Source organism: Hoyosella altamirensis (assembly GCF_014191505.1).
In the GTDB taxonomy this organism is placed as follows: Bacteria; Actinomycetota; Actinomycetes; order Mycobacteriales; family Mycobacteriaceae; genus Hoyosella; species Hoyosella altamirensis.
Genome location: NZ_JACHWS010000001.1, coordinates 568663 through 588465 on the forward strand (window position 1 = coordinate 568663; position 19803 = coordinate 588465).

The following is a 19803-nucleotide window of genomic DNA, read 5'->3' on the forward strand; positions in this document are numbered from 1 at the left end:
GTATCGCGTCAGCCGAACGACACGGTCGCCAGCACGCCGATTCGATGGAATCCCAGCGCTTCAGCTAGGTGCCAGGCGCTGGTGTTCGTGCGATGCGCCCTCCATTGCGGCACGAGCCCCTCATCAAGTGCGACATTGGTGGCGATGAGAGCGACCGTTTTCGCATATCCCTGCCGACGGGCATCCGCAACGGTGAGCGCAGTCATGTTGGCCACAAATCCCTGCCATTCCCGATAAGCAGCGCAGGCAACCGGGTCCATGGTTTCTTCGAGGAGTGTGAACCAGTGGGTCTGTTCATCGAGGTCGGCCGCAGCGACATCATCAGGAGGACATAGGCGTTCGAGCCGCTCAGCCATTTCACGCTCACGTGAGATAAGAGGAGCTTGGCTTGGGTGCATCGACGGCGGTGGCAGGTAATCGGGTGTGAATAGGATTGTTTCCGCGCGTGCCCGGTGAGCGGCGCGGTCTTTCGCGACCTCTAGTAACCCTCGCTCGCTGCCGAGTGCCTCGTTCGACAGCGTTGCGGCCCTCTCCACCGCCCACTCCGGGCCGAGGAATACGCTCGCTCCGAAGAGATTGAGAAAGGTTATTTCCCGCGTGATTTCGGGGATAACGACATGCGTTCTTTCTGATGTGATGTCGCGGTCACCTATTCCGAGCGAGCGAGCCCAGGCGACCTTGAGGATCGAGGCGGCGTGTTCTGTAGCGGCGTCCATCACGAGTTTTCCTTATAGCCCTAGGTCGCGGCCGATGAGTTCCTTCATTATCTCGTCGGTTCCCGCCCAGATTCGCGTTACCCGTGCGTCCATCCATGCGCGTGCGACGCGGTACTCCCGCATGAAGCCGTATCCGCCGTAGAGCTGTACACAGTGATCGAGGACTTCATTTTGTATCGCGGCCGACCACCATTTCGCCTTTGCAGCGTCAACAGGCGTGAGTTCGCGTCGCGTATGGGCGTCAACACATTGATCAATGAATGCTTGCGTCACCTCGAGCTTGGTGAGGATCTCCGCTAGCAGGAATTTGTTGTGCTGGAACTTGCCAATCGGCTGTCCGAACGCCTTTCGTTCCTTGGTGTACTCGAGCGTCTCTTCGTAGATCGCGACCGCGTGGGCGGTGCTGGCTACACTCGCGCTGAGGCGTTCCTGGGGGAGCATCTGCATCATGTGGATGAAGCCGTTATCGGTGTCGCCAATGACGTTCGCCTGTGGCACCCGAACACCGTCAAAGAACAGTTCGGCAGTGTCCGACTCGGGCTGACCAACCTTGTCGAGTTTTCGCCCCCGTTCGAAGCCAGCCATTCCCGCTTCCACGCCGAAAAGCGTGATTCCGCGAGCTTTCTTGGCAGGATCGGTACGCGCCGCGACGATTACGAGGTCGGCACTGTACCCGTTGGTGATGAACGTCTTGGAGCCGTTGAGAATCCAGTCTGAGCCGTCTCGGACGGCTGTGGTCTTGAGAGCGGCGAGGTCTGAGCCACCGGACGGCTCAGTCATACCGATCGCCGTGACGATTTCACCCGAACAGAAGCCTGGCAGCCACCGCTGTTTCTGTTCGTCAGTCGTCAATTCGACTAGATACGGTGCGCAGATATCGGTGTGAATGCCGAAACACGATGCCAGGGCGGCGCTGTGACGAGCGAGTTCCTCCGCAAAGACCGCATTGAAGCGAAAATCTCCAGCTTCACTGCCTCCGTATGCCTCAGGTATCTCGAGCCCCAGCAAACCTGATTCTCCCGCAGCGAGCCAGATATCACGCGGAAGAGCCTTGTCCTCGATGAGTTCTTCACTGCGGGGCGCTACATACCTGTGCACGAACTCTCGGGCAGACTCGCGAAAGGCCTGATGGTCAGGGCCGAAGAGGGTGCGGTTCATCATTCCTCCGTGCACAGGGCTGCTGCCGGATTTGCTACCGAGTAGGACGCTACCGCGATCGTGATCTTTGCGGGGCCACACTGGCACGACTCAAAAGAAACTTGCCGCAAACACGTGAGCCCTGGCGCCTGTCGGCTCGCCAGAATGCCCGGTGCGTGGCAGTCTGCTTCTGTGGGAGATGACAGTCGCGGCATTGACGGCGAAGAAAACGCCGTAGTTCATTTGACTTCCGAGTTCACTGTTGCTGGTGCGCGATTCGCTGTAATCACCATCGACAATCCGCCGCTGAATCTGTTCAGCCGGCCGGTTTTCGCGCAGATGATCGAGCACCTCGAGGCCTTACGGTCTGATCCACCTCGCGCTGTCCTCATCGAAGCTGCCGGGAAGGTCGTTTCTGGCGGGGTTGACGTCCAAGTTTTCGAGGGGCTCGACCCGGCCGCAGGGTCGGAGCTTTGGGAAGAACTGTTCGGCAGAATCATCCATCCCATCGAGGAGCTTCCCTGCCCGGTTGTTTTCGCAGCGCACGGTCTTACATTGACGGCCGCCTTCGAGATTGCTCTTGCCTGCGACCTCATCGTCGCGTCGCCCAGCGCGAAGTTCGGACTCGTTGAGACAGTGGTAGGACTCACGCCATCGATGGGCGGGCCTCAGCGACTCGCCGAGCGCGCAGGATCGGGCCGGGCGCGTGAACTAGTCATGACCGCCGACTTGTATCCCGCGGACACTTTGTTGGGCTGGGGAGTCGTTAACAAGCTCGACGACGACGTTGCCGCTGCAGCGCGCGCGCTCACTGAGAAGCTCGCTGACGGTCCAACACGCGCTCACCGGGCTACCAAACGAATTGTGGCGGCTTGGCGTTCCGGCGGTGTTCAGCATGCCGACGCGCTGACACCGGACATATCGGGTGAGTTGTTTGAGACTGAGGATCTCAAGGCCGCGGTTCAGAGTTTCCTGACCCAAGGGCCAGGCAACGCATCATTCACTGGGCGGTAGCTCCAGCGGGTCTTTGCTCCCGGTCGTGTCGTGGACGACCGTCAGCCACCGCCGCGGGGGCAGCCCGAAAGCGCGATGGGCGTTGATGACCATGGCTTTCCCCAGCGTGCGGTTACTTGCGGCCCCGATGGCTGCGCCGACTCCGAACGGGACGATGCGTCCAAGTGTCATGAAGCCCCGAGTTTGGGCCATTCGAATCAGCATCCGTCTGGCGAGAGCCGCGTTCAGCTTTCCCAATGAGGGCGCGGGCAGGTAGTTCGCGACCGAATCAGCCAGGCTCTTTCCTCTTCTGATTGCCGCCTTTTCGGAGAGGATGGAGCCTGAGCCGCCGAGTGCAATGCTCATCACGAGGGCTCTGCGGCGCTCGATGTCGTCGAGCGGCAGGCCGTAGACCTCAGCCAGTGCAAGAGTGTAGAAAGCGCTCGTCGCAACGAAGACTGCAGTCTCGCCGCCCGCGGCGGCAAGTGCTGCGACGGTGCCGACGCCAGGAACTGCTGCGGTTGCGCCGACGGCAGCTCCGCTTGCGGTGACTGTGTTGAGGAAGAAGCTGTCGATGCGATCGACGATCTGAGCGGGTGTTTCGTCAGGGTGCTTCGCACGGAGGTTCTGCACGAAACCCGCGATAACCGGTCCAGGGATATGGACGCCCCGGTCGAGCATTCGCATCACAATGCGTCCCGTAAATCCCGGACTATCGTCAGGTGCGGGGTTCTGGGTCTTGTTAAATGGGGACTCTTCGCCGTCACGGCCTTTGTGGAGCTGCACGGTTTCTTTCTACCGCACCCTGCTGGTTATATCTGGGTTGTCGCGGGCTTCGTCATCGGCTGTCCGCCGGAGGATCAACTCATTGACGTCGTCCATGACGGCTTCGGTAGCGTCTCGACCAGCCTGAATAAGCGCGGGGACGCCGCTCGCGGACCAGCGGGAATGTTTGGTTGTATCCGGGGTGATCAAGATGTCAGGCGTTTCATCATCGAACCCGCCCATGGCCTGCCGTAACAGTGCCATTGGGCGCATCGTGCGCTCCGGCGTCAGCCGGACTGTGATGACGCGGTCAGCGCCGAGGAGGCGGGCACCCCACGTGGGTGCATTCGAGCTGAATGCGCCATCGATGAGCAACGCGTCACCGATGCGGACAGGTGGGAAGAGCCCCGGGACCGCGATTGTCGCCAGCAGAGCTGTGGGTACCGGACCAGAATCGAGCAAGGTGGGTGCGAGTGTGCGGAGATCTGTCGCGACCGCTGCGAAACGGCGCGGCAGAGCCTCGATTTCTCGCTCTCCGGCAAATCGCTCGATAGTGCCAGCCAGCGCTGCCGGATCGAGCACGCCAAGTTTGCGCGGAACCGTCAATCGTCCGAAGTCGCGCCACTCCGCGCTTCTGATGATCTTGTCGAGCAGCCGTACCGACATCCCCGCGGCGTAGCCCGCGCCGATAAGGGCGCCCGCGCTGGTTCCCACCACAACACCGATCTTGACGCCGGCGTCTTCGAGGGCCGACAAAACTCCCACGTGCGCCGCGCCCAGTGCGGCACCACCACCGAGCGCGAGCCCGACGACAAGGTCACCGCTATCCCTTACTGCGGGCACCGGAGCGGGACGCCGCTGTGCGCGGCCGGCTGCGCCGAACGGCCCTGGCCAGGCGTCGAATTGATCACTCATTGTGCCTGCTGTCGGTGTATTCACGGTGCTACTTACGCTACCCGAAACGTGGAGTAGATCAGACCCGGCTAGCGGTGAGCTCGGAGAATCTCTATGACCTCTGCATCCGGCACCTGGTGGAAGTCCTGAAACCACAATCCGACCGCGCCAAGATCGGGGGTTATGAGAGGGCAAACGACAGCGTCGCAATGGTCCCGCAGACGCTCTATGGCCTGGCTGGCGGCTACTGGAGCAGCGAGCACAACCTTTCGCGCGTTATGAGCCCGGGCCACTTCACACGCCGCCGCGGCAGTCGCGCCCGTCGCGATACCATCGTCGACGACGATCGCGATTCTTCCCAGTAGGGGAATTGGAGGAGCGCCTTCCCGAAACTCTGCTGCCCGCCTGGACAGTTCTTTGAGTTCCAGGTTTTCCGTGATCGAGATATCACGCGAATTCACGCGGGCCGAAGAGATCACGTCATCGTTGAGGATCTCCACCCCGCCTTCGCCGATCGCACCCATTGCAAGCTCGCGATGGTGTGGCACGCCTAGTTTCCGCACCACGATGATGTCCAAATCGGCGCGCAACGCGTCTGCGATCGCGGAAGCGACGGGCACGCCACCGCGCGGCAGCCCCAACACGACGGGTGAGTCGTCAATGAACTTGCGTAGTTCGCTGGCGAGAACCGCACCCGCTTGCTGTCGGTTCGTATACGTCATGGCGCTCACCGGTCCTTCGCAGCCATTATCTCAGGCCTGCCCGTCTCGCGAAGAAGGGAAGATATAGCGGTCTCCGGCGAGGGATTTCAGTGGAACTACACCATATTCCTGAGCGCGGGCTGTTCGGGAACTTTCGCCGTGCCTGATAAGTACCACCTAAGAATCGTAAATCGGAGCGTACCCACCGGTACCCCTAACGCGTCGGCAGTATTTGAAACGCTGTCGAACGCCGATGTCGCTGCGGACGGGCTTGCTGTGAGCTTGAGCAATGCCATTACGGCGCTTGCCTCCAGAGCCGGGTCGATTGGACTGGTCAGGGCCAGCAAGTGTCGCCATGAGCGGTCGACTGGATCGCCTAGGCCCGTTCTCCACCCTTGCTCGATTACGGCTCGGCGACTGGTGTCCGCCAGCGCCTTCGTGAGGTCCAGTGCCGAGTTCACGCCAGCACGGTAAAACGCGTCTGCGACGTGAAAGATTCCTGCGGCGCACACGGCTGGGCCGTCGCCTGTGTATCGACGCCGGAAGTTCCCGACCTTGCCCGCCCAGATCGCCGGCCCGCCGACGTCATCAAAAGTCTCGAGCAGATCCCGCAGGCCGTCGTTATTGCCGAGGTGCCCTCGAGTGGCGCGATAGGCCTGATAACGATCGATCACGTTGCTCACGGCGATGAAGTCTGAGCACGTTGCCTGGGCAGCTTCGATAGTGCACAGCGCGAGACTTTGGGCGAGCGCGCTGCGGGGAAGCCAGCCGGAACGAGGACCGAGCACACTCTGACAGATTGCTGCGACGTCTGCCACGTAGCCCGGAGCGCTTGCCGCGACGCCGCCGTTCAGCGACGCATCTGACGCGTTGTACGCCGGTCTGCTTTCGGGCCGCCGCACCGACGATGTTGCTAAAGCACTCACGATCCCTCCCGGTGCTTCCGCGCTGGTCCGGCCGGTTAGCCAAAGACCTTCCTGGGTGATGTATCGCACGCTCTAGCCTGAGTGTTGCACCTATCACGAAAGAATCACGGAACCGACGCGCCGGGCGTTTTCACCAATGGGGGACACGCGGTAATAATGCTGCTCAAGAGGCAGTAGACTGAGTAGCTAATGAGTAACAGTGAACCCGACCAGGCTTCGTTCGCCGGTCTTGGAATCGACGATCGAGTGCTACGGGCACTGGGAGACGTCGGCTATGAAACCCCGTCGCCCATTCAGCTGGCGACCATCCCGCACCTCGTCGCGGGCCGCGACGTCGTTGGTCTTGCCCAAACGGGAACCGGAAAGACCGCGGCGTTCGCAACCCCGATCCTGACGAGAATTGACGAAGAGCACGCACGGCCTCAGGCGCTGGTCCTCACGCCCACTCGTGAGCTCGCCATTCAGGTCGCGGAAGCGTTCGGCCGGTACTCGGTACACCTGCCCGGCATCCGTGTGCTCCCCATCTATGGTGGTCAGAGCTACGGTGTCCAGCTGTCCGGCCTGCGCCGCGGCGCTCACATCATTGTCGGCACTCCTGGCAGGGTCATCGACCATCTGACACGCGGCACCCTCGACATCTCGCAGCTGAGATTCTTGGTCCTGGATGAAGCCGACGAAATGTTGAAGATGGGCTTCCAGGAGGATGTCGAGCGCATCCTCGCGATGGCCCCCGAGGGGCGGCAGTCCGCGCTGTTCTCGGCCACGATGCCGCGCGCGATCCGCGAGATCTCCCGCATGTACTTGCGCGATCCCGCAGAAGTCACAATCAAGTCCACAACGAAGACCTCAGATACGATCAATCAGCGCTGGGTTCTGGTTTCGCACGCACGTAAACTCGACGCCCTCACCAGGTTCCTCGAGGTCGAGCCGTTCGATGCGATGCTCATCTTCGTGCGGACGAAGCAGGCTACTGACGAGCTTGCGGAGAAACTGCGGGCACGCGGTTTCGCGTCGACGTCGTTGAACGGTGACATTCCGCAGCCTGTGCGAGAACGAATTGTCGGCGAACTCCGTGCGGGGAAGATCGACATTCTGGTGGCCACAGATGTGGTGGCGCGCGGACTTGATGTCGAGCGCATCTCTCACGTTGTCAACTTTGATATTCCTACCGATAACGACTCCTACGTTCACCGCATCGGCCGAACCGGACGGGCCGGCCGCAGTGGAGAAGCGTTGCTGTTCGTCACACCTCGTGAGCGGCGACTGTTGCGTTCCATCGAGCGCTCGACTGGCCAGCCTTTGGAAGAGATTCAGGTTCCTACCGTCGAGGACGTGAACGCGCAGCGCGTGTCGCGATTCGAGGATGCGATTACGGAAAACCTATCGAATCCGGACCTCGCGCTCTTCCGTCGACTGATCGAAGGATACGAGCGCGAGCATGACGTGTGCATGGCAGATATCGCCGCCGCGCTCGCAGTGCAATCAACAGACGGCGATACCTTCTTCCTGAAGCCAGACCCCCCGGAGCGTCCGCGCAGCGAGCGTCCTGGGCGGGAAGGCCGCGAAAAATCCGGCAGCAAGTTCTCAGATAAGCCCGTCGGCGGTCGCCGCAGGGCAGCTGGCGATCGCCGGATGGCGACGTACCGAATCAACGTCGGAAAGAAGAACAAGGTCGCTCCAGGTGCGATCGTTGGTGCTCTCGCGAATGAAGGCGGACTGAATCGCGACGACTTCGGATACATCGATATCCGGTCGGACTACAGCCTCGTGGAGCTTCCCGCGGAGTTACCTGGTGAGGTATTCGACGCGTTGCGTGCGACCCGGATCGGTGGGGTCCGTATCGGCCTTCGCAAGGACGACGGTGCTCCCCGCGGGAACGACCGCAGCGGTGACAGAAATCGGCCCGCGAAATCTGATGACAGGCCGCGAAAGTCATTTCGGGACCGAGGCTAGCAGCGTCAAGCCAGCAGTTCGGGTGAGAGCGTCGAGCATTCCGGCTGCGGACGCTCCCCAGCCGAACTGTTCGGCACGCGCGCGAGCCGAAGCGCGTAAAGTCTCGCGGGGCTGCTGCACGAGACCCGCGATCGCGTCAGCGAACGCGCCATCTGTGTCTGCGGCTACTGCGCCGCAACCAAGAGTGATGATCTCGTGCAGCGCGGACGAGTGAGAGGCCACTACCGGCGTCCCTGAGGCCAGTGACTCGAGCGCTGAAAGACAGAACGTCTCGTGTGGTCCCGGTGCAAGGGAGACATCCGCTGTGGCGAGTAGTGTGGCCAGTTGCTGCTGGTCGTCGATAAACCCTGAAAATGTCACTGGAATTCCGCGGGCTCTCCGTTCGAGTCGCTCGCGCCGGGGCCCGTCACCGGCGATGACCAAACGGACGCGGTAGCCGGCATAGTGCAGCGCCCGTGTCGCGTCGATGCTGCGCTCAACGTGCTTCTCCACCGAGAGTCGCCCGCTGTGAACGAGGAGGACACCGCCGTTCGGCATCAGCCTGCGGTGCATTTCCTCGCTCCGGAGGGCCGGATGATAGCGGTGCGTGTCAACGCCGAGGGGCACCCGGCGAACGTTGGTGGCATCGATCGACCGAAACTCCGCGGCAGCGAATTCTGTCGTACACACGACGGTGTCGTAGTCTCGTGCCATGTGCGCGTTAGCGGTGTTTGCCAGTCGCTGTGCCGCCTGCACTGGCATGATCTGGCCGAGCAATCTGTCCAAGCGCTCATGTGAAACGACGACGCTCGGGATCCCTCGCTTGCGGGCCCAGCGGCCGAAGCCGCGCAGGGTCAGCCTGTCCGAGACCTCCACCGCGTCGGGGGCGACTCCGCGCAGCACATCAGCGACCCGCCGAGGATCTGCCACTCGATACCCGCCTGTGCGCGGAAGCAGCAGCGAAGCGAGGGTAATCCGGCGTACGCCGCAGGGGAGGACTTCTTCTAGATCTCGGGGCCCCGGCACGACAATGGTGACATCATGGCCCACCGCTGCGTAGGCAGCACCCCAGTTGTTAAGGGCAGTGCGCAAGCCGCCCGAGCGAGGTCCGTAGAAGTTAGCCAATTGCACGATCCGCATCAGTGGATGATCGGCGCGCGACACCTACGCGGGGTTGTACCGGGATGGTCGACGCGTGAATACGCGATGAACAGCAATTTCGGTATCGCCGCTGCAGGCTGGATCCCGGACTAATATTGAGTCCCTATGAACAGCGAAGATCGCGCACCGTCGGCGAAACGTCGGTCGGCGGCGGACGCTGAGCCGCATTACACAAGGCTCAGTCGCAATATGACCGATCTGCTCAGCGAACTGCGTGTGGCTCAAGCGTCGGTGCAGATTCTGTTCGGCTTTCTTCTGGCAGTCGCGTTCACTAAACGCTTCCGTGAGGCTTCGACCTTCGAGAAGAGTCTGCATCTCATCGCGGTCCTCCTCACCGCCCTGTCAACGGCGTGCCTTGTTGGACCGGTGGTCTGGCACCGAATGCTGTTCGGAGAGGGTTTGCGCAGGGAAGTGGTGACTGCCGGAAATCGTGCTGCGCTGATCGGCACCACAGCACTTTTCGGGGCGATCGCCGTGGTCATTGCGCTCATCGTCAAGGTGACATTTGGACCTGTCGCCACAGCAATCGTGGCGGCTGGGATTGTCGCGATGTTCATAGCAATGTGGTTCGTACTACCCCTGCGTCTCAGGGCGGCGGCGCGCAAGAGAGACGCTAATTGACTGCTATTGGATCTTCCAGTTCCGTGAATACGGTATTTGCGAGCGTCGGCTCAAGCAAAACGCGGTGAGAAGCGTTCCATCTGCGGATCGACACGACCAGATCAACATTGGCGACGTCTAGTCGCTGGGCGACCGCATGCACAACGGAGGACAGTCCCTCTGCATCGCCTGTCACGCTGGGAAGGTCGAGCACCGTACGCATGAATGGTAAGCAGCTTTCCATAGACCATGTGGACTCCACAGGGATGACGCCCGCGATTGTAAGCAAGTAGTCCCAGTTCGCCGCGAAGCCGTGGCTCACAACCGAGCGCCAGGCCCGCACTAGAAGGGCCCGCGTTTCGGGATGTCTCTGAAGAGCGGCGAGATCAGCGGTCGAGTCCACACGCAGCCCGTAGAACGCGTCGGCTGCTTTACCGATCGACCGGGCCTTTACCCGTTGTGCTGGGCTGGAGTCGCGGCGCTTGTAGGTCGCGACTTTGCCGGCCCAGGCATGAGCCGATCCGGATTCCTCAAATGTTCGCAACAACGCGCGTATCCCGTCGGCGAGCTCGACGACACCCTGCGCTGACCTATATGCGCAGTAACGATCTGCGACTGAAAGTGCCGTGGGATAGTGCCCTGCAGTTGCCTGGATCGCGTCGATCACGCAGAGGCCCAGACTTCGGCGATACCACTCCGCTGCCGGCCACACCTCTGGCGAGCCCAGATGGCGGCGGCACCCAGCAGCGACACGATCGAGCACATGCGCTGACAAATCCACGCCAGGCCTCCGTCCGTTGAGCTCCTAGCAGCCTTTCATCCAGAGTACGAGAACTTTGCGGGACGAGGTGGCGAGCCGCGAGCCTCCTAGCTGGTTCTCAGGTTTATCTGAGGGACTGCAGTTCTGCGAACAACTGGCTCTTCACCATGCAGGGGGTAGTGGGGCGCGGCGTCGGCGATACTGTGGGCGTGGAGTACGTGTCCAAAGTGCCGCGATCGCCGCTGGACGGACTGATCGACGACCTTTACTACCTGGAGGGTGTGTCGCCGTACTCCAGGCTGCTGCTGCCGGCGGCGCCCGCGCCGTTGCTCATCGTCAATCTCGGGGAGCCGTTCCACATCCGCGCCGGCACCGCCGACGAGGCGGCGGAGTACGCCGACGGCTGCGTGGTCACCACGCCCACCCGCGCGTGGGAGTTCGGATACCCATCCCGGACCCGGTCCGTCGGCGTCCACTTCAAACCATGGGGGCTGGCGCCGTTCCTGCCGGTGCCCGCGGCCGAGTTGTGCGACCGGCCAGCGTCGGTAGGTCAGGTTTGGGGCCGGCCTGCCGCGGTTGAACTGCGAGACCGACTTGCCAGTTCAGACGGAGCCCACGAGATGATGATGCTGCTCGAAGATGAGCTGACGCGACGGCTGCGCGAGATCGACGGCCTTGACCTCGTACGTCAAATGAGTAGCGCCATCGCGGCGACCGGCGGAGCGGTGGCGATCGGCGACCTCGGCGTCGCAACCCGCGCAAGCAGCACCTATGTGGCAAAGCGGTTCAAGGAAGTCGTCGGCGTCACGCCGAAGCGACTGGCTCGCAGCTACCGCTTTACCTCCACCGTGTTGGCGATCGACATCGCCGCACCAATCGACTGGGCCGACGTTGCCTCCCGCGCGGGCTACTTCGACCAAGCCCACTTCGTCCACGAGTTCCGGGAGTTCACCGGGCTCACGCCGACCCGGTACGTCGAAGTCCGGCAGCGGTTCCTGCGTGATCACCCCGACCATGTGCTGGAGGGCTGGCCGCTCCCGGCCGATTGATTTCCTACAAGAACGACAGCTCACGACACGCCAAACTTGGGGCACCCCACAGTAGAGGAGGAAACCCCGTGGGCAAGGTAACCATGTACGCGTCGATGTCGGTAGACGGCTTCATCGCGGACGAAAACGACGATCCCGGTCCGCTGTTCGAGTGGCTCACCAGGGGTGACGTGCCGCTGGATGAGAGTGGCTTCTTGAAGGTGTCGCAGACGTCTTTCGACTACGTCCGGCCCTACTGGGACCAGGTCGGGGTGACAATCGCCGGGCGCCACGTCTTCGACATCACGGACGGCTGGGACGGGACGCCGCCGAGCGGGATCGACCACGTCGTTGTCGTGACACACCGGCCGGCACCCGACGGCTGGGACCCCGAGGCGCCGTTCCACTTCGTCGACAGCATCGATGCAGCCGTGACCAAGGCGCAGGAGCTCGCGGGTGACCGCATCGTCGAGTTCGCCGCCGGCGACGTCGGCGGCCAGGCGCTTGCTGCGGGCCTGATCGACGAGGTGCGCATGGACGTCGCGCCCGTCGTGTTCGGGTCCGGCAAGCGCTACTTCGGGTCGGTCCACGCGCAACACCTGTTGGAGGATCCTGACGTGGTGATTCAGGGCACCCGGGTGCTTCACTTGCGCTATCAGGTGCGCCGTTGACCGATCGGAGCGGGTACGCGGTGAAGTCTGCTTCCGACGGACAGCCCCAGGGGTGAAGAGCCACAAAAATTGTCATACCCCGTCCGTAGTGTGCGGCCATGATCATCGTGAGCACCGCAGTAGCGAGTTCCGTGGCAGAGGGCGCAGGTCGGGAGTTCGTGTGGTCCTGGGTGGACCACATGGGCGGTAGTGGGATGGGGGAGTCGCACGGCACTTCGGATAATGCACACTTGCGTGCGGTACTTGATTCGGTCAAAAGTCACCCAGGTGCCGAACCTTTGATGGTCGAGTCGGGATCGTCAGTTCTGGCCGAGCAGTGGAACGTGGGGCGTGGATCCGGCCGGTTGGCCGCGGAGGTCGTCGGCCTCGATGACTGTCTCCTGGCTGAGCTGGGCGATGTAGTCGCAAAACGGACGGGTCCGGTCAAAGTGCGATGGGCGCGCGGTGAGGTTCTCAGCCATTACCAGGCAAAGGCGGCGCAGCTAGCAGCGTGTTCGACCACGGTTCGGCAAGAAATTCGGGGTACGTTGGCATCGTGCTGATTCTGAAGTAGGGGGAGTTCTTGTGCGTAGTCGGGTAAAGGGGCTTGTAGTTGCTGCAGTATGTGTCGTAGGCGTTTCTCTATCCCCGGGGTGCGCGATCCCAGGCCGGGCCGGAGACAATGCCCCCGCGCAAGTGAACGACTACGTCCCGGAGGAGACTGACTCTGAAACGGGACACCCGCTCCCAGAGGTAGTGAGCGACGGTGACGGCGGGCTGGCACTCTCTGCCTCACAGAAGTTCTTCGGCAGAGCGCCCTTCGTCGTCCTCGCGCCTGAGGACGATCACGATGCGATAGCGCGGGGCGCTTCGCTGGCGGTGGCAACGTCTGTTCCGTTTCTCGTTGTCGGCCCCGCCGACGTAGCGGCGATCGCTCAGGAGCTCGACCGCCTCAGTACCGGCACTGCAGTGGCGATTGGAAGTGTTCCAGCGATTGACGGTGCGGACATTCTTGCGATCGACGGGAGCCCACAGCAGCTCAGCGATCTCACCGGACTCACCTTCCGGCAAGAAGAACTCTCGGACATCTCCGAAGCCGGCGCGGCACTTGCTGCGCTTGACTCGAGTGAGCACGATCTGCTGACCATTCCGTCGGCAGCGACGGAGCCAAGCGAGGCCGCCGTTGACATGTCCGTGGATGCGACCCTCCCCAGCTTTGGGCGCGGCAGCCGGGACACACAGGTGGTCGTCTTCACTTCACCCAATGGTGCTGCCGAACCTGGTGAGCGGGCAGATCACGTCGCGGCGACTGCAGTGGCAAAAGCAGCGGGAGCGCAGGTCGTGGTACTGCCTGCGCCAGACCCGAGGGTGAACCAGGAGTCCGTCGATGCGGTGAGGGAAAACGCGGACGCGACCATTCTCGCGCTGGGGAGCCACTTCGGAACTTCTGCACAGATACGGGAGCGAATCGACAGCGCACTTAATGTTGCGGAGCTACCTGGCGGGGGCCAGCTGATTTACCCCGGCAGGCGAATGATTGCCTTGTACGGCCACCCGGGTGTGCCGGCGATGGGAGTGCTCGGTGAGCAGGGACCAGACGATGCAATCGCCCGCGCACGCGAGCTGGCAGGGCTCTACGAGGACTATTCAGGTGAAGCGGTAATACCGGCACTTGAGGTCATCGTGACCGTGGCTTCGGTCTCTCCGGGAGTGGACAACCAGTACTCGAATGTGTCGCGGGTCGAGGATATCCGCCCCTGGGTTGATGCCGCGCGTGATCAGGGCACGTACATTGTTCTCGATCTACAGCCTGGCCGCACGGACTTCCTGACCCAGGCCAAGCTGTTCGAAGAGCTGCTAGCGGAACCGCACGTTGGTCTCGCGCTTGACCCGGAATGGCGACTTCGCCAAGACCAGGTTCATCTCCGGCAGGTCGGGCAGGTTGATGCGAGCGAGGTTAACGAGGTTATTGAGTGGCTGGCCGATTTGACCGCCGAGCACAACCTTCCACAGAAGCTTCTGGTACTGCACCAGTTCCAAACTCGCATGATCACCAACCGGGACCAGCTCGATACGAGCCGTGAGGAGGTCTCCCTCCTGATCCATGCCGACGGTCACGGGGTGCCCGCTCAGAAGATGGACACGTGGAACGTCTTGAAGCAGGACCTGTCTGACGAAATTTGGCTTGGCTGGAAGAACTTCTACGACGAGGACTCGCCGACGTTCACACCAGCCGAAACGATGTACGTTGAGCCAGCGCCGTGGTTTGTCTCATACCAGTGATCTCTGACCACTCCGGCTGTTGGGTCGTTAGTCGGTCACGATGGTGAGGACTTCGCTGTCGCGGAGGGTGCGAAAATCGACGCCCTCGCGCGTATAGCGATGAATCAGTTCGTCAACACGCTCAGGGTGTTCGTGGCCTTCCGACTGATAATGCGGAACGATCTGGAATGTCACGATCCCCAAACCGTCCCAAATCGGGGCGGCCGCACAAACGAGGGGCACGTCCGCGGGGTCGTCGAACAGTTCTAGGCCGCGGAGAGTCGGTGACAGGATGCACGCTCCGGCGCTGTATCCGCCGTACGCGATGGCCCCGGTGCTGACGAGTTCCTGCAAAGCGACGTCCGCGCCGCTTTGCGCCATGCGGGCCCGAAGGACGAAAGTATTGCCACCACGAACCCATATAAGTGGAAACGTCCGCAGATGTTCTAGCGTCTCGTTCGGTGCGCTAGTGAAACCACGCAGGTCAATTTCTTCGGGCTCGTAGCCGAGCGGTCGTAGCATTGTGAACTCGCTCGTTACCGCCCAGTCACGTGCCGCGGACGGCCATCCGTCTGCGGCATTCGCGATGACACCCACTCTGCACGGCGGGGCACAGAGACGTTTCAATGCACCCGGATCTGGACCCAGCCGGTACGAAGCGAGAAAGAGGCGCATGCGCCAGGCAGCTAGTCAGCGATGTCGATGACTACACGCGTCGGGTTCTGCAATGTGCTGACCCGATAAGGCTTGTCGCTGTTGCGGACTCCCACGAAGATCTGCGCTACTCCTTCGTAGAAGCTGCCGAGCTGAACTTGGGCGACTGACCCTGATGCGGGACCACCCATGGTGCGAGGCCCAGCATATGGATCCACGCCGGTGTCGAACGGGTAGCCCCATCCACTGATGTTCACCTGCAGGATGGTGGCACCCTCCACCGGCAGGAGATGGCCCGAACCCGCTTCGTATGCTGCGTCGACGTAGCGAGCGTCGTAGCCAGGCTGATTGCCCTGCCCATCCATGTCGATCACGATTCGGGTGTACCCATCGTGCTGACCGGTGCGTACCCCTGTGACACTGAGGAACGTCCCGTCGCCTTGTGCTTGCGACTGTGGCCCTGCGTGACCGTCGAAATTGGACACCGCAGGGGGCGCTGGCGCCGCCTGCCCGGGCGGCTCGACCGGGGCGGGCGGCTGGGCATCTGGTGACTCTGCGGGGGATGGCGACGGTTCCGGCGTGAGGTCCGTTCCCGTCGCTGCACCTTGCGGCGCCTGGGTCGGCGTCACCGTCGTGGTGGGCGCCGCAGGCGTATCAGTGTCTGGTGACGAGCAGCCACCCGCGACGACGACTGCTGCGATAGCAGCCAGGGTGACTGTCCGACGCGCAAAGCGCTGATTCAAGGCCCGATGCTTCATGGCTCGATCGTATGAAACTCGCCGCTGAGTGGGTCGCGTTGCGATAACAGTTTGGCGAGGATCTAGCGGCGGCGCGCAACTAACCTCACCGCGAGATAGATGATGCCGCCTCCGAGGAGGAAGAACCCAAGCCATGGAAGTGAAAGCCCAGCACCGATAATCGCTGTCCGGACTGCCGAGAGTAACGCTTCCCACCCCTGCTGGACCCCGCCCCAGAACCCAGCTGCAGGGTTCTGCTCGCCAGCGGGACGCTGCGTGAGTGAGAGCGTGATCGTCGAAAGCGAGACCTGGTCGGCTAGATAGGTGCGTCGCGCTTGGAGACTCTCCAACTCGGCCTGCCGCTGCGAGAGGGCGTTCTCGCCGGCGATGAGATCCTCAGCTGAGGTAGCGCCGGAAATTATCTCCTGGAGCCGCTCTATTGAACGCGTCAGCGAATCGATCCGCGCGTCGATATCGATTACTTCGGTCGTGACGTCGCGCGCGGAGACGGTGACTTCCTCAACGGTGCCCAGTTCGCGGAATTCATCTATGACCCTGTCGAGTTCGCTCGCAGGCACTCGGATGGTGAGCCGTGCTGACCCTGCGGAGTGCGCTATTTCGGGACGCTCCGTTCGATCGTCAACACGCCCCTCGACAGACTCTGCGATCCGTGTCGCTTCGGCCGCGCTCGCGGCAGCATCATCAACGCGGATCATCATGTGCGCGGTCTGGATGATTTGTCGCCGCATTGCATCCGCGTCATCGGGAGCTGTCGGGCTTGACTCAGGGAAAGTGCCGTCGCTGCGAAAATCTTCGGACATGCCCGGGACATCGCGGGCCGGAGAACTGTATGAATCGTCGCCGTCGCTACAACCTGCAACCACGAACAGGAGCGAAGCGAGAATGAGAGCTGCGGCGCGCGTGATGCCGAACGTGAGACGCCGGGGCTGACCAGCCTTCGTGTGAGCCATATATTGAAGGTACGCGCCGACGTTGACGACTGTGGGCACACTCTTTGTGTCGGTGTGCCCGACTAGGATTGGGCCGATCACGAAGCCGGTGCCGTACGTGGCGCGGCTGAAGGCCAAGGGGCTGGATGACCAAAGGAGGTGGGCGTTGTCGCGCAAGTCCATCCCGGTGCTGGTGATAGCGGGATTTCTAGGGTCCGGAAAGACGACGCTCCTCAACTACTTGCTCAGGCACAATCGCGGCACACGCATCGGTGTCATGGTCAATGATTTCGGTGCTATTAATATTGACGCGCTGTTGGTCGCCGGTCAGGTGGACGTCATGGTTTCACTGAGCAATGGCTGCATTTGTTGTGAGGTCGACACGGGAGACATCACGGATATGCTCGGAAAGCTTGCTAACGCCAAGCCGAGTGTGGACGTAATCGCGGTCGAAGCCAGTGGCGTTGCCGAACCGGGAGCGCTAGCGAGGCTGGTGCTTTCCGCAGATGATCCTCGCTTTCATTTCGCGGGGCTGGTCCTTGTCGTCGATGCCGAAGCGTCCGCGCACGAGCAGCACCCGGAACTCGCCCAGCACGTTCGGGTAGCGGACCTGGTGCTGCTCAACAAATCTGATCGCATCGCTGCCGATCAGCGTGCGGAACTGCGTAACCAGATCGCGCTGCCGAATCCGAAGGCGCCTGTTGTTGATACGGCGTTCTGTCGCGTCGATCCCGAGCTTCTGTTCGACCCCGTGTCGCGTCCTCGGCGCTCGCGCCAGGCTGAGCAACTTTCCTTCGATCAGCTGCTCGAGCAAGACGATCATCATCACCACCACCATCCGCCGTATCAGTCTGTCGCGTGGTCATCAGGCCGGCCTCTGCACCCCCGCAGATTTGTGTCCTTCCTTGAAGAACGGCCACCCGGCCTCTACCGGGCGAAAGGGGTGCTCGACCTCGGTGATTACGGTGACGGGTCGCGGCTTGTTTTGCAGTTGGTCGGCAGATCGCTCCGAGTCGAACGTGGCACATGGGGGACCGCGGAGCGTCCTAATACACGACTTGTGTTTATCGGGCTGGACATCGACGAGGCCGCGCTTGCTGCAGGCCTCAACGCGTGCGTTGTCACTGACGACGACGGTCCTGACGAGTACGCGGCGCTCTCTGTGTTGAGGTACGTGCAGAACGACGACACATTTCACGACGAAGTGATATTTCAGTGAGTGATGATTTCGGCGTCCGGCTACCCACACATGTCCTGACGGCCGCGGAGATCACGCACGACGTGCTCGTGACGATGCCGGACATCGCACCGTTTTTGAGTCTTGGCGGTGGCGAATGCGTGACCCACTTGTACCTCCGCCGGGGAACACTGTCCGGTTTTGCGCCGGGAGACATCGTGGGCGTTGTCATCGGCCGTACTGACACGAAGGTTCTTCGCGTAGACCGCGACAGATTGACCCGTCCTCGCGCTGACCTGCGTACCCAGGTACGCCGCTTCGTGGGTGAGCGTGAGGGAACCCCGGGCGGGCTCCACTCGCTGGTGGCCTACCTCTGCGGCGCTGATCCAGAGTTCTGCCGGGAGCCGTCGCTGCCCCTCAGCGAACTCTTGGCTCGCTATCGAGTTTCCCGGGACGGCGACCGCGTGGGCCTGGACAAATTCGACTTCGTGAAGTGTCGCGACGAGGAGCAGATTAAGTTCCTCGTCGCGGCGCACGGAATGGACGTGGACGAAGCGACTGCCGTCGCGACTATTCACAACCGGGTACGTGGTGCACTCGGTGGCCCTGGCACTGTAGATCTTCACAGAGACGTCATTCGATGTGCAGCGCTTATCGAGAGCGCAGGTGCTGCGTACGGGCTGATCGCTCCCTGGCTGTTTGACGAAATGTATCGATCGCAGATTCTCGATCTGCTGAGCGTCAGCGTGGCCCAGACATCGCATGCTCAAGCCGCGGCCGTCCTTGCCTGGGCTTGCGGCGCGATCGCAGGGGCAGAGGGGCTGACGGATGATGTTGTCGCCTTCGCGCACCGATGCATTCGTGAGTCGCCCGAGTGGGGTCCTGGTATTGAGTTCGCCGCCGAGGTCGCGATTGATCGCGGCGAGTTCGATGAGGCTCAGCGAATAATCACCGGGCTGCCACGACGCAAGCGAAAGGGTCTTTCACCGCATTCCATGCTCCCAGCTTTGATGCGCGAAGCGGAGCTTGCGCCGCGCATATCGGAGCTGGACATAGCCACAGGGCTCTATCGCAAGCTTGTTCGCTTCACCAGATCCGACCCGTGGGCTCGGATGGCGCTGATCGAGATCGCGCACGAACTCACCGTTGCCAACGCGTTTTGGCATGTCTCGAATGTATTTCCTGCCCCCGGCGACAGCGGGCTGTCGTGTCTTGTTTCCGACCCCTTGGTGGTCTCTTGCGTCGCGGTCGAAGGCGGAATGCTGAGTCATTTTTTGCGAACGCGGGGCGGGCTCCTGCCTAATAACGAACGCGCACTGATCGAGCGGTGGGCGGGAGTTCGTCGTCGTCTGTTCGTCGTCGATGCCGCAGGCGATGAAGATAACCTGCTGACGCTCACCACCGTGGAAGGCGAAGTGAGCACATGCTACGTATCCGCTGAAGTGCGCGGGAAGGTCGTTCAGGGTGGAACCGTACTCGCATGGTCGGTGCCGCTGCCGAGTGGTGTCAGTGCCGTATTCTCGCTCTGCACCGTTCCCGTGCCTGCTGCGGCGGTGTTTGATGAATTGGCCCGTTCCGCACCGACTCCACGCGAGCTTCTGGCTGCGCTGCAGTTGATCGAGGGAGACACCGGAGTAATGGGACGCGGCTCTGTCGCAAATTCTGTTCCGTGAACGATGCGCAGAATCCGTCGGAGCGTTTCACGAATCATAGTTTCCTCAGAAATCCGTGATGCTTGTGTATGTGTTCTGTGACCCAAT

Annotated in this window: 20 protein-coding genes; 9 read left to right on the top strand and 11 right to left on the bottom strand. The window is 61.9% G+C overall.

Annotated features, from left to right (window positions below):
* Positions 1–8 precede the first annotated feature (8 nt).
* Both FHU29_RS02780 and FHU29_RS02785 read right to left on the bottom strand, forming a co-directional pair.
* Positions 9–716 (bottom strand): GNAT family N-acetyltransferase, encoded by a 708-nt coding sequence (locus FHU29_RS02780; RefSeq protein WP_064439757.1) that lies wholly within the window; start codon positions 714–716, stop codon positions 9–11.
* Positions 717–728: 12 nt separating this feature from the next.
* The gene (locus FHU29_RS02785; protein WP_064439758.1) at positions 729–1874 is read right to left on the bottom strand and encodes an acyl-CoA dehydrogenase family protein; all 1146 of its coding nucleotides are present in this window, start codon (positions 1872–1874) and stop codon (positions 729–731) included.
* Positions 1875–2045: 171 nt separating this feature from the next.
* Here FHU29_RS02785 and FHU29_RS02790 point away from each other — a divergent pair, with 171 nt between their 5' ends.
* On the top strand, positions 2046–2867 hold the full coding sequence (locus FHU29_RS02790) for an enoyl-CoA hydratase/isomerase family protein (RefSeq protein ID WP_232322927.1): 822 nt from the start codon (positions 2046–2048) through the stop codon (positions 2865–2867).
* Here FHU29_RS02790 and FHU29_RS02795 read toward each other — a convergent pair.
* From FHU29_RS02795 to FHU29_RS02810, 4 genes are all read right to left on the bottom strand, one after another.
* Positions 2850–3632: a hypothetical protein gene (locus FHU29_RS02795; protein WP_157095003.1), complete on the bottom strand. Its 783-nt coding sequence runs from the start codon at positions 3630–3632 to the stop codon at positions 2850–2852. The genes FHU29_RS02790 and FHU29_RS02795 overlap by 18 nt on opposite strands.
* A gap of 9 nt (positions 3633–3641) precedes the next feature.
* Positions 3642–4526, bottom strand: coding sequence for a patatin-like phospholipase family protein (locus FHU29_RS02800; RefSeq protein WP_064439759.1), 885 nt, complete (start codon positions 4524–4526; stop codon positions 3642–3644).
* A 68-nt stretch (positions 4527–4594) separates the two neighbouring features.
* Positions 4595–5227 carry a phosphoribosyltransferase gene (locus FHU29_RS02805; protein WP_064439760.1) on the bottom strand — a complete coding sequence of 211 codons (633 nt, stop codon included), beginning with the start codon at positions 5225–5227 and terminating at the stop codon, positions 4595–4597.
* A gap of 95 nt (positions 5228–5322) precedes the next feature.
* On the bottom strand, positions 5323–6132 hold the full coding sequence (locus FHU29_RS02810; protein WP_157095005.1) for a hypothetical protein: 810 nt from the start codon (positions 6130–6132) through the stop codon (positions 5323–5325).
* 189 nt (positions 6133–6321) lie between these two features.
* Here FHU29_RS02810 and FHU29_RS02815 point away from each other — a divergent pair, with 189 nt between their 5' ends.
* Positions 6322–8085 (top strand): DEAD/DEAH box helicase, encoded by a 1764-nt coding sequence (locus tag FHU29_RS02815; RefSeq protein WP_064439762.1) that lies wholly within the window; start codon positions 6322–6324, stop codon positions 8083–8085.
* On the opposite strand, the gene FHU29_RS02820 is transcribed toward FHU29_RS02815, so the two are convergent.
* Positions 8065–9204, bottom strand: coding sequence for a glycosyltransferase (locus tag FHU29_RS02820; RefSeq protein ID WP_064439858.1), 1140 nt, complete (start codon positions 9202–9204; stop codon positions 8065–8067). The genes FHU29_RS02815 and FHU29_RS02820 overlap by 21 nt on opposite strands.
* 126 nt (positions 9205–9330) lie before the next feature.
* Between FHU29_RS02820 and FHU29_RS02825 the strand changes: the two genes are divergently transcribed.
* Positions 9331–9846: a DUF6328 family protein gene (locus FHU29_RS02825; RefSeq protein ID WP_064439763.1), complete on the top strand. Its 516-nt coding sequence runs from the start codon at positions 9331–9333 to the stop codon at positions 9844–9846.
* On the opposite strand, the gene FHU29_RS02830 is transcribed toward FHU29_RS02825, so the two are convergent.
* Positions 9839–10606: a hypothetical protein gene (locus tag FHU29_RS02830; RefSeq protein ID WP_064439764.1), complete on the bottom strand. Its 768-nt coding sequence runs from the start codon at positions 10604–10606 to the stop codon at positions 9839–9841. The genes FHU29_RS02825 and FHU29_RS02830 overlap by 8 nt on opposite strands.
* Positions 10607–10794: 188 nt before the next feature.
* Between FHU29_RS02830 and FHU29_RS23600 the strand changes: the two genes are divergently transcribed.
* The 4 genes from FHU29_RS23600 (at position 10795) to FHU29_RS02850 (ending at position 14546) form a co-directional block, all read left to right on the top strand.
* Positions 10795–11634, top strand: a complete 840-nt coding sequence (locus FHU29_RS23600) for a helix-turn-helix domain-containing protein (RefSeq protein ID WP_198156521.1) — start codon at positions 10795–10797, stop codon at positions 11632–11634.
* Positions 11635–11702: 68 nt separating this feature from the next.
* Positions 11703–12284: a dihydrofolate reductase family protein gene (locus FHU29_RS02840; protein WP_064439765.1), complete on the top strand. Its 582-nt coding sequence runs from the start codon at positions 11703–11705 to the stop codon at positions 12282–12284.
* Between the two features lie 98 nt (positions 12285–12382).
* The gene (locus FHU29_RS02845; RefSeq protein ID WP_064439766.1) at positions 12383–12826 is read left to right on the top strand and encodes a hypothetical protein; all 444 of its coding nucleotides are present in this window, start codon (positions 12383–12385) and stop codon (positions 12824–12826) included.
* 22 nt (positions 12827–12848) lie between these two features.
* Entirely contained in the window at positions 12849–14546 is a 1698-nt protein-coding gene (locus tag FHU29_RS02850; protein ID WP_074390811.1) for a hypothetical protein, read from the top strand.
* Positions 14547–14573: 27 nt separating this feature from the next.
* Here the strand turns inward: FHU29_RS02850 and FHU29_RS02855 are convergent, their stop codons facing one another.
* The 3 genes from FHU29_RS02855 to FHU29_RS02865 all read right to left on the bottom strand — a co-directional run bounded on the left by FHU29_RS02855 (position 14574) and on the right by FHU29_RS02865 (position 16887).
* Positions 14574–15200, bottom strand: coding sequence for a Type 1 glutamine amidotransferase-like domain-containing protein (locus tag FHU29_RS02855; RefSeq protein WP_064439768.1), 627 nt, complete (start codon positions 15198–15200; stop codon positions 14574–14576).
* Positions 15201–15211: 11 nt separating this feature from the next.
* Positions 15212–15937, bottom strand: a complete 726-nt coding sequence (locus FHU29_RS02860) for an AMIN-like domain-containing (lipo)protein (protein WP_064439769.1) — start codon at positions 15935–15937, stop codon at positions 15212–15214.
* A 62-nt stretch (positions 15938–15999) separates the two neighbouring features.
* Positions 16000–16887, bottom strand: a complete 888-nt coding sequence (locus FHU29_RS02865; RefSeq protein ID WP_183377457.1) for a DUF4349 domain-containing protein — start codon at positions 16885–16887, stop codon at positions 16000–16002.
* A 145-nt stretch (positions 16888–17032) separates the two neighbouring features.
* On the opposite strand from FHU29_RS02865, the gene FHU29_RS02870 reads away from it, so the two are divergent.
* Together FHU29_RS02870 and FHU29_RS02875 are read left to right on the top strand one after the other, a co-directional pair.
* On the top strand, positions 17033–18085 hold the full coding sequence (locus FHU29_RS02870) for a CobW family GTP-binding protein (protein ID WP_064439770.1): 1053 nt from the start codon (positions 17033–17035) through the stop codon (positions 18083–18085).
* A complete protein-coding gene (locus FHU29_RS02875) occupies positions 18082–19716 on the top strand; it encodes a hypothetical protein (protein WP_064439771.1) in 1635 nt (544 codons plus the stop codon). The genes FHU29_RS02870 and FHU29_RS02875 overlap by 4 nt, the downstream gene beginning before the upstream one ends.
* Positions 19717–19803: the final 87 nt, after the last annotated feature.

Bases quoted from the DNA above. Each gene is read 5' to 3' on its own strand.
- FHU29_RS02780 (WP_064439757.1), bottom strand. From the start codon at position 716: ATGGACGCCGCTACAGAACACGCCGCCTCGATCCTCAAGGTCGCCTGG.
- FHU29_RS02785 (WP_064439758.1), bottom strand. From the start codon at position 1,874: ATGAACCGCACCCTCTTCGGCCCTGACCATCAGGCCTTTCGCGAGTCT.
- FHU29_RS02800 (WP_064439759.1), bottom strand. From the start codon at position 4,526: ATGAGTGATCAATTCGACGCCTGGCCAGGGCCGTTCGGCGCAGCCGGC.
- FHU29_RS02805 (WP_064439760.1), bottom strand. From the start codon at position 5,227: ATGACGTATACGAACCGACAGCAAGCGGGTGCGGTTCTCGCCAGCGAA.
- FHU29_RS02815 (WP_064439762.1), top strand. From the start codon at position 6,322: ATGAGTAACAGTGAACCCGACCAGGCTTCGTTCGCCGGTCTTGGAATC.
- FHU29_RS02820 (WP_064439858.1), bottom strand. From the start codon at position 9,204: ATGCGGATCGTGCAATTGGCTAACTTCTACGGACCTCGCTCGGGCGGC.
- FHU29_RS02825 (WP_064439763.1), top strand. From the start codon at position 9,331: ATGAACAGCGAAGATCGCGCACCGTCGGCGAAACGTCGGTCGGCGGCG.
- FHU29_RS02845 (WP_064439766.1), top strand. From the start codon at position 12,383: ATGATCATCGTGAGCACCGCAGTAGCGAGTTCCGTGGCAGAGGGCGCA.
- FHU29_RS02855 (WP_064439768.1), bottom strand. From the start codon at position 15,200: ATGCGCCTCTTTCTCGCTTCGTACCGGCTGGGTCCAGATCCGGGTGCA.
- FHU29_RS02860 (WP_064439769.1), bottom strand. From the start codon at position 15,937: ATGAAGCATCGGGCCTTGAATCAGCGCTTTGCGCGTCGGACAGTCACC.
- FHU29_RS02865 (WP_183377457.1), bottom strand. From the start codon at position 16,887: ATGGCTCACACGAAGGCTGGTCAGCCCCGGCGTCTCACGTTCGGCATC.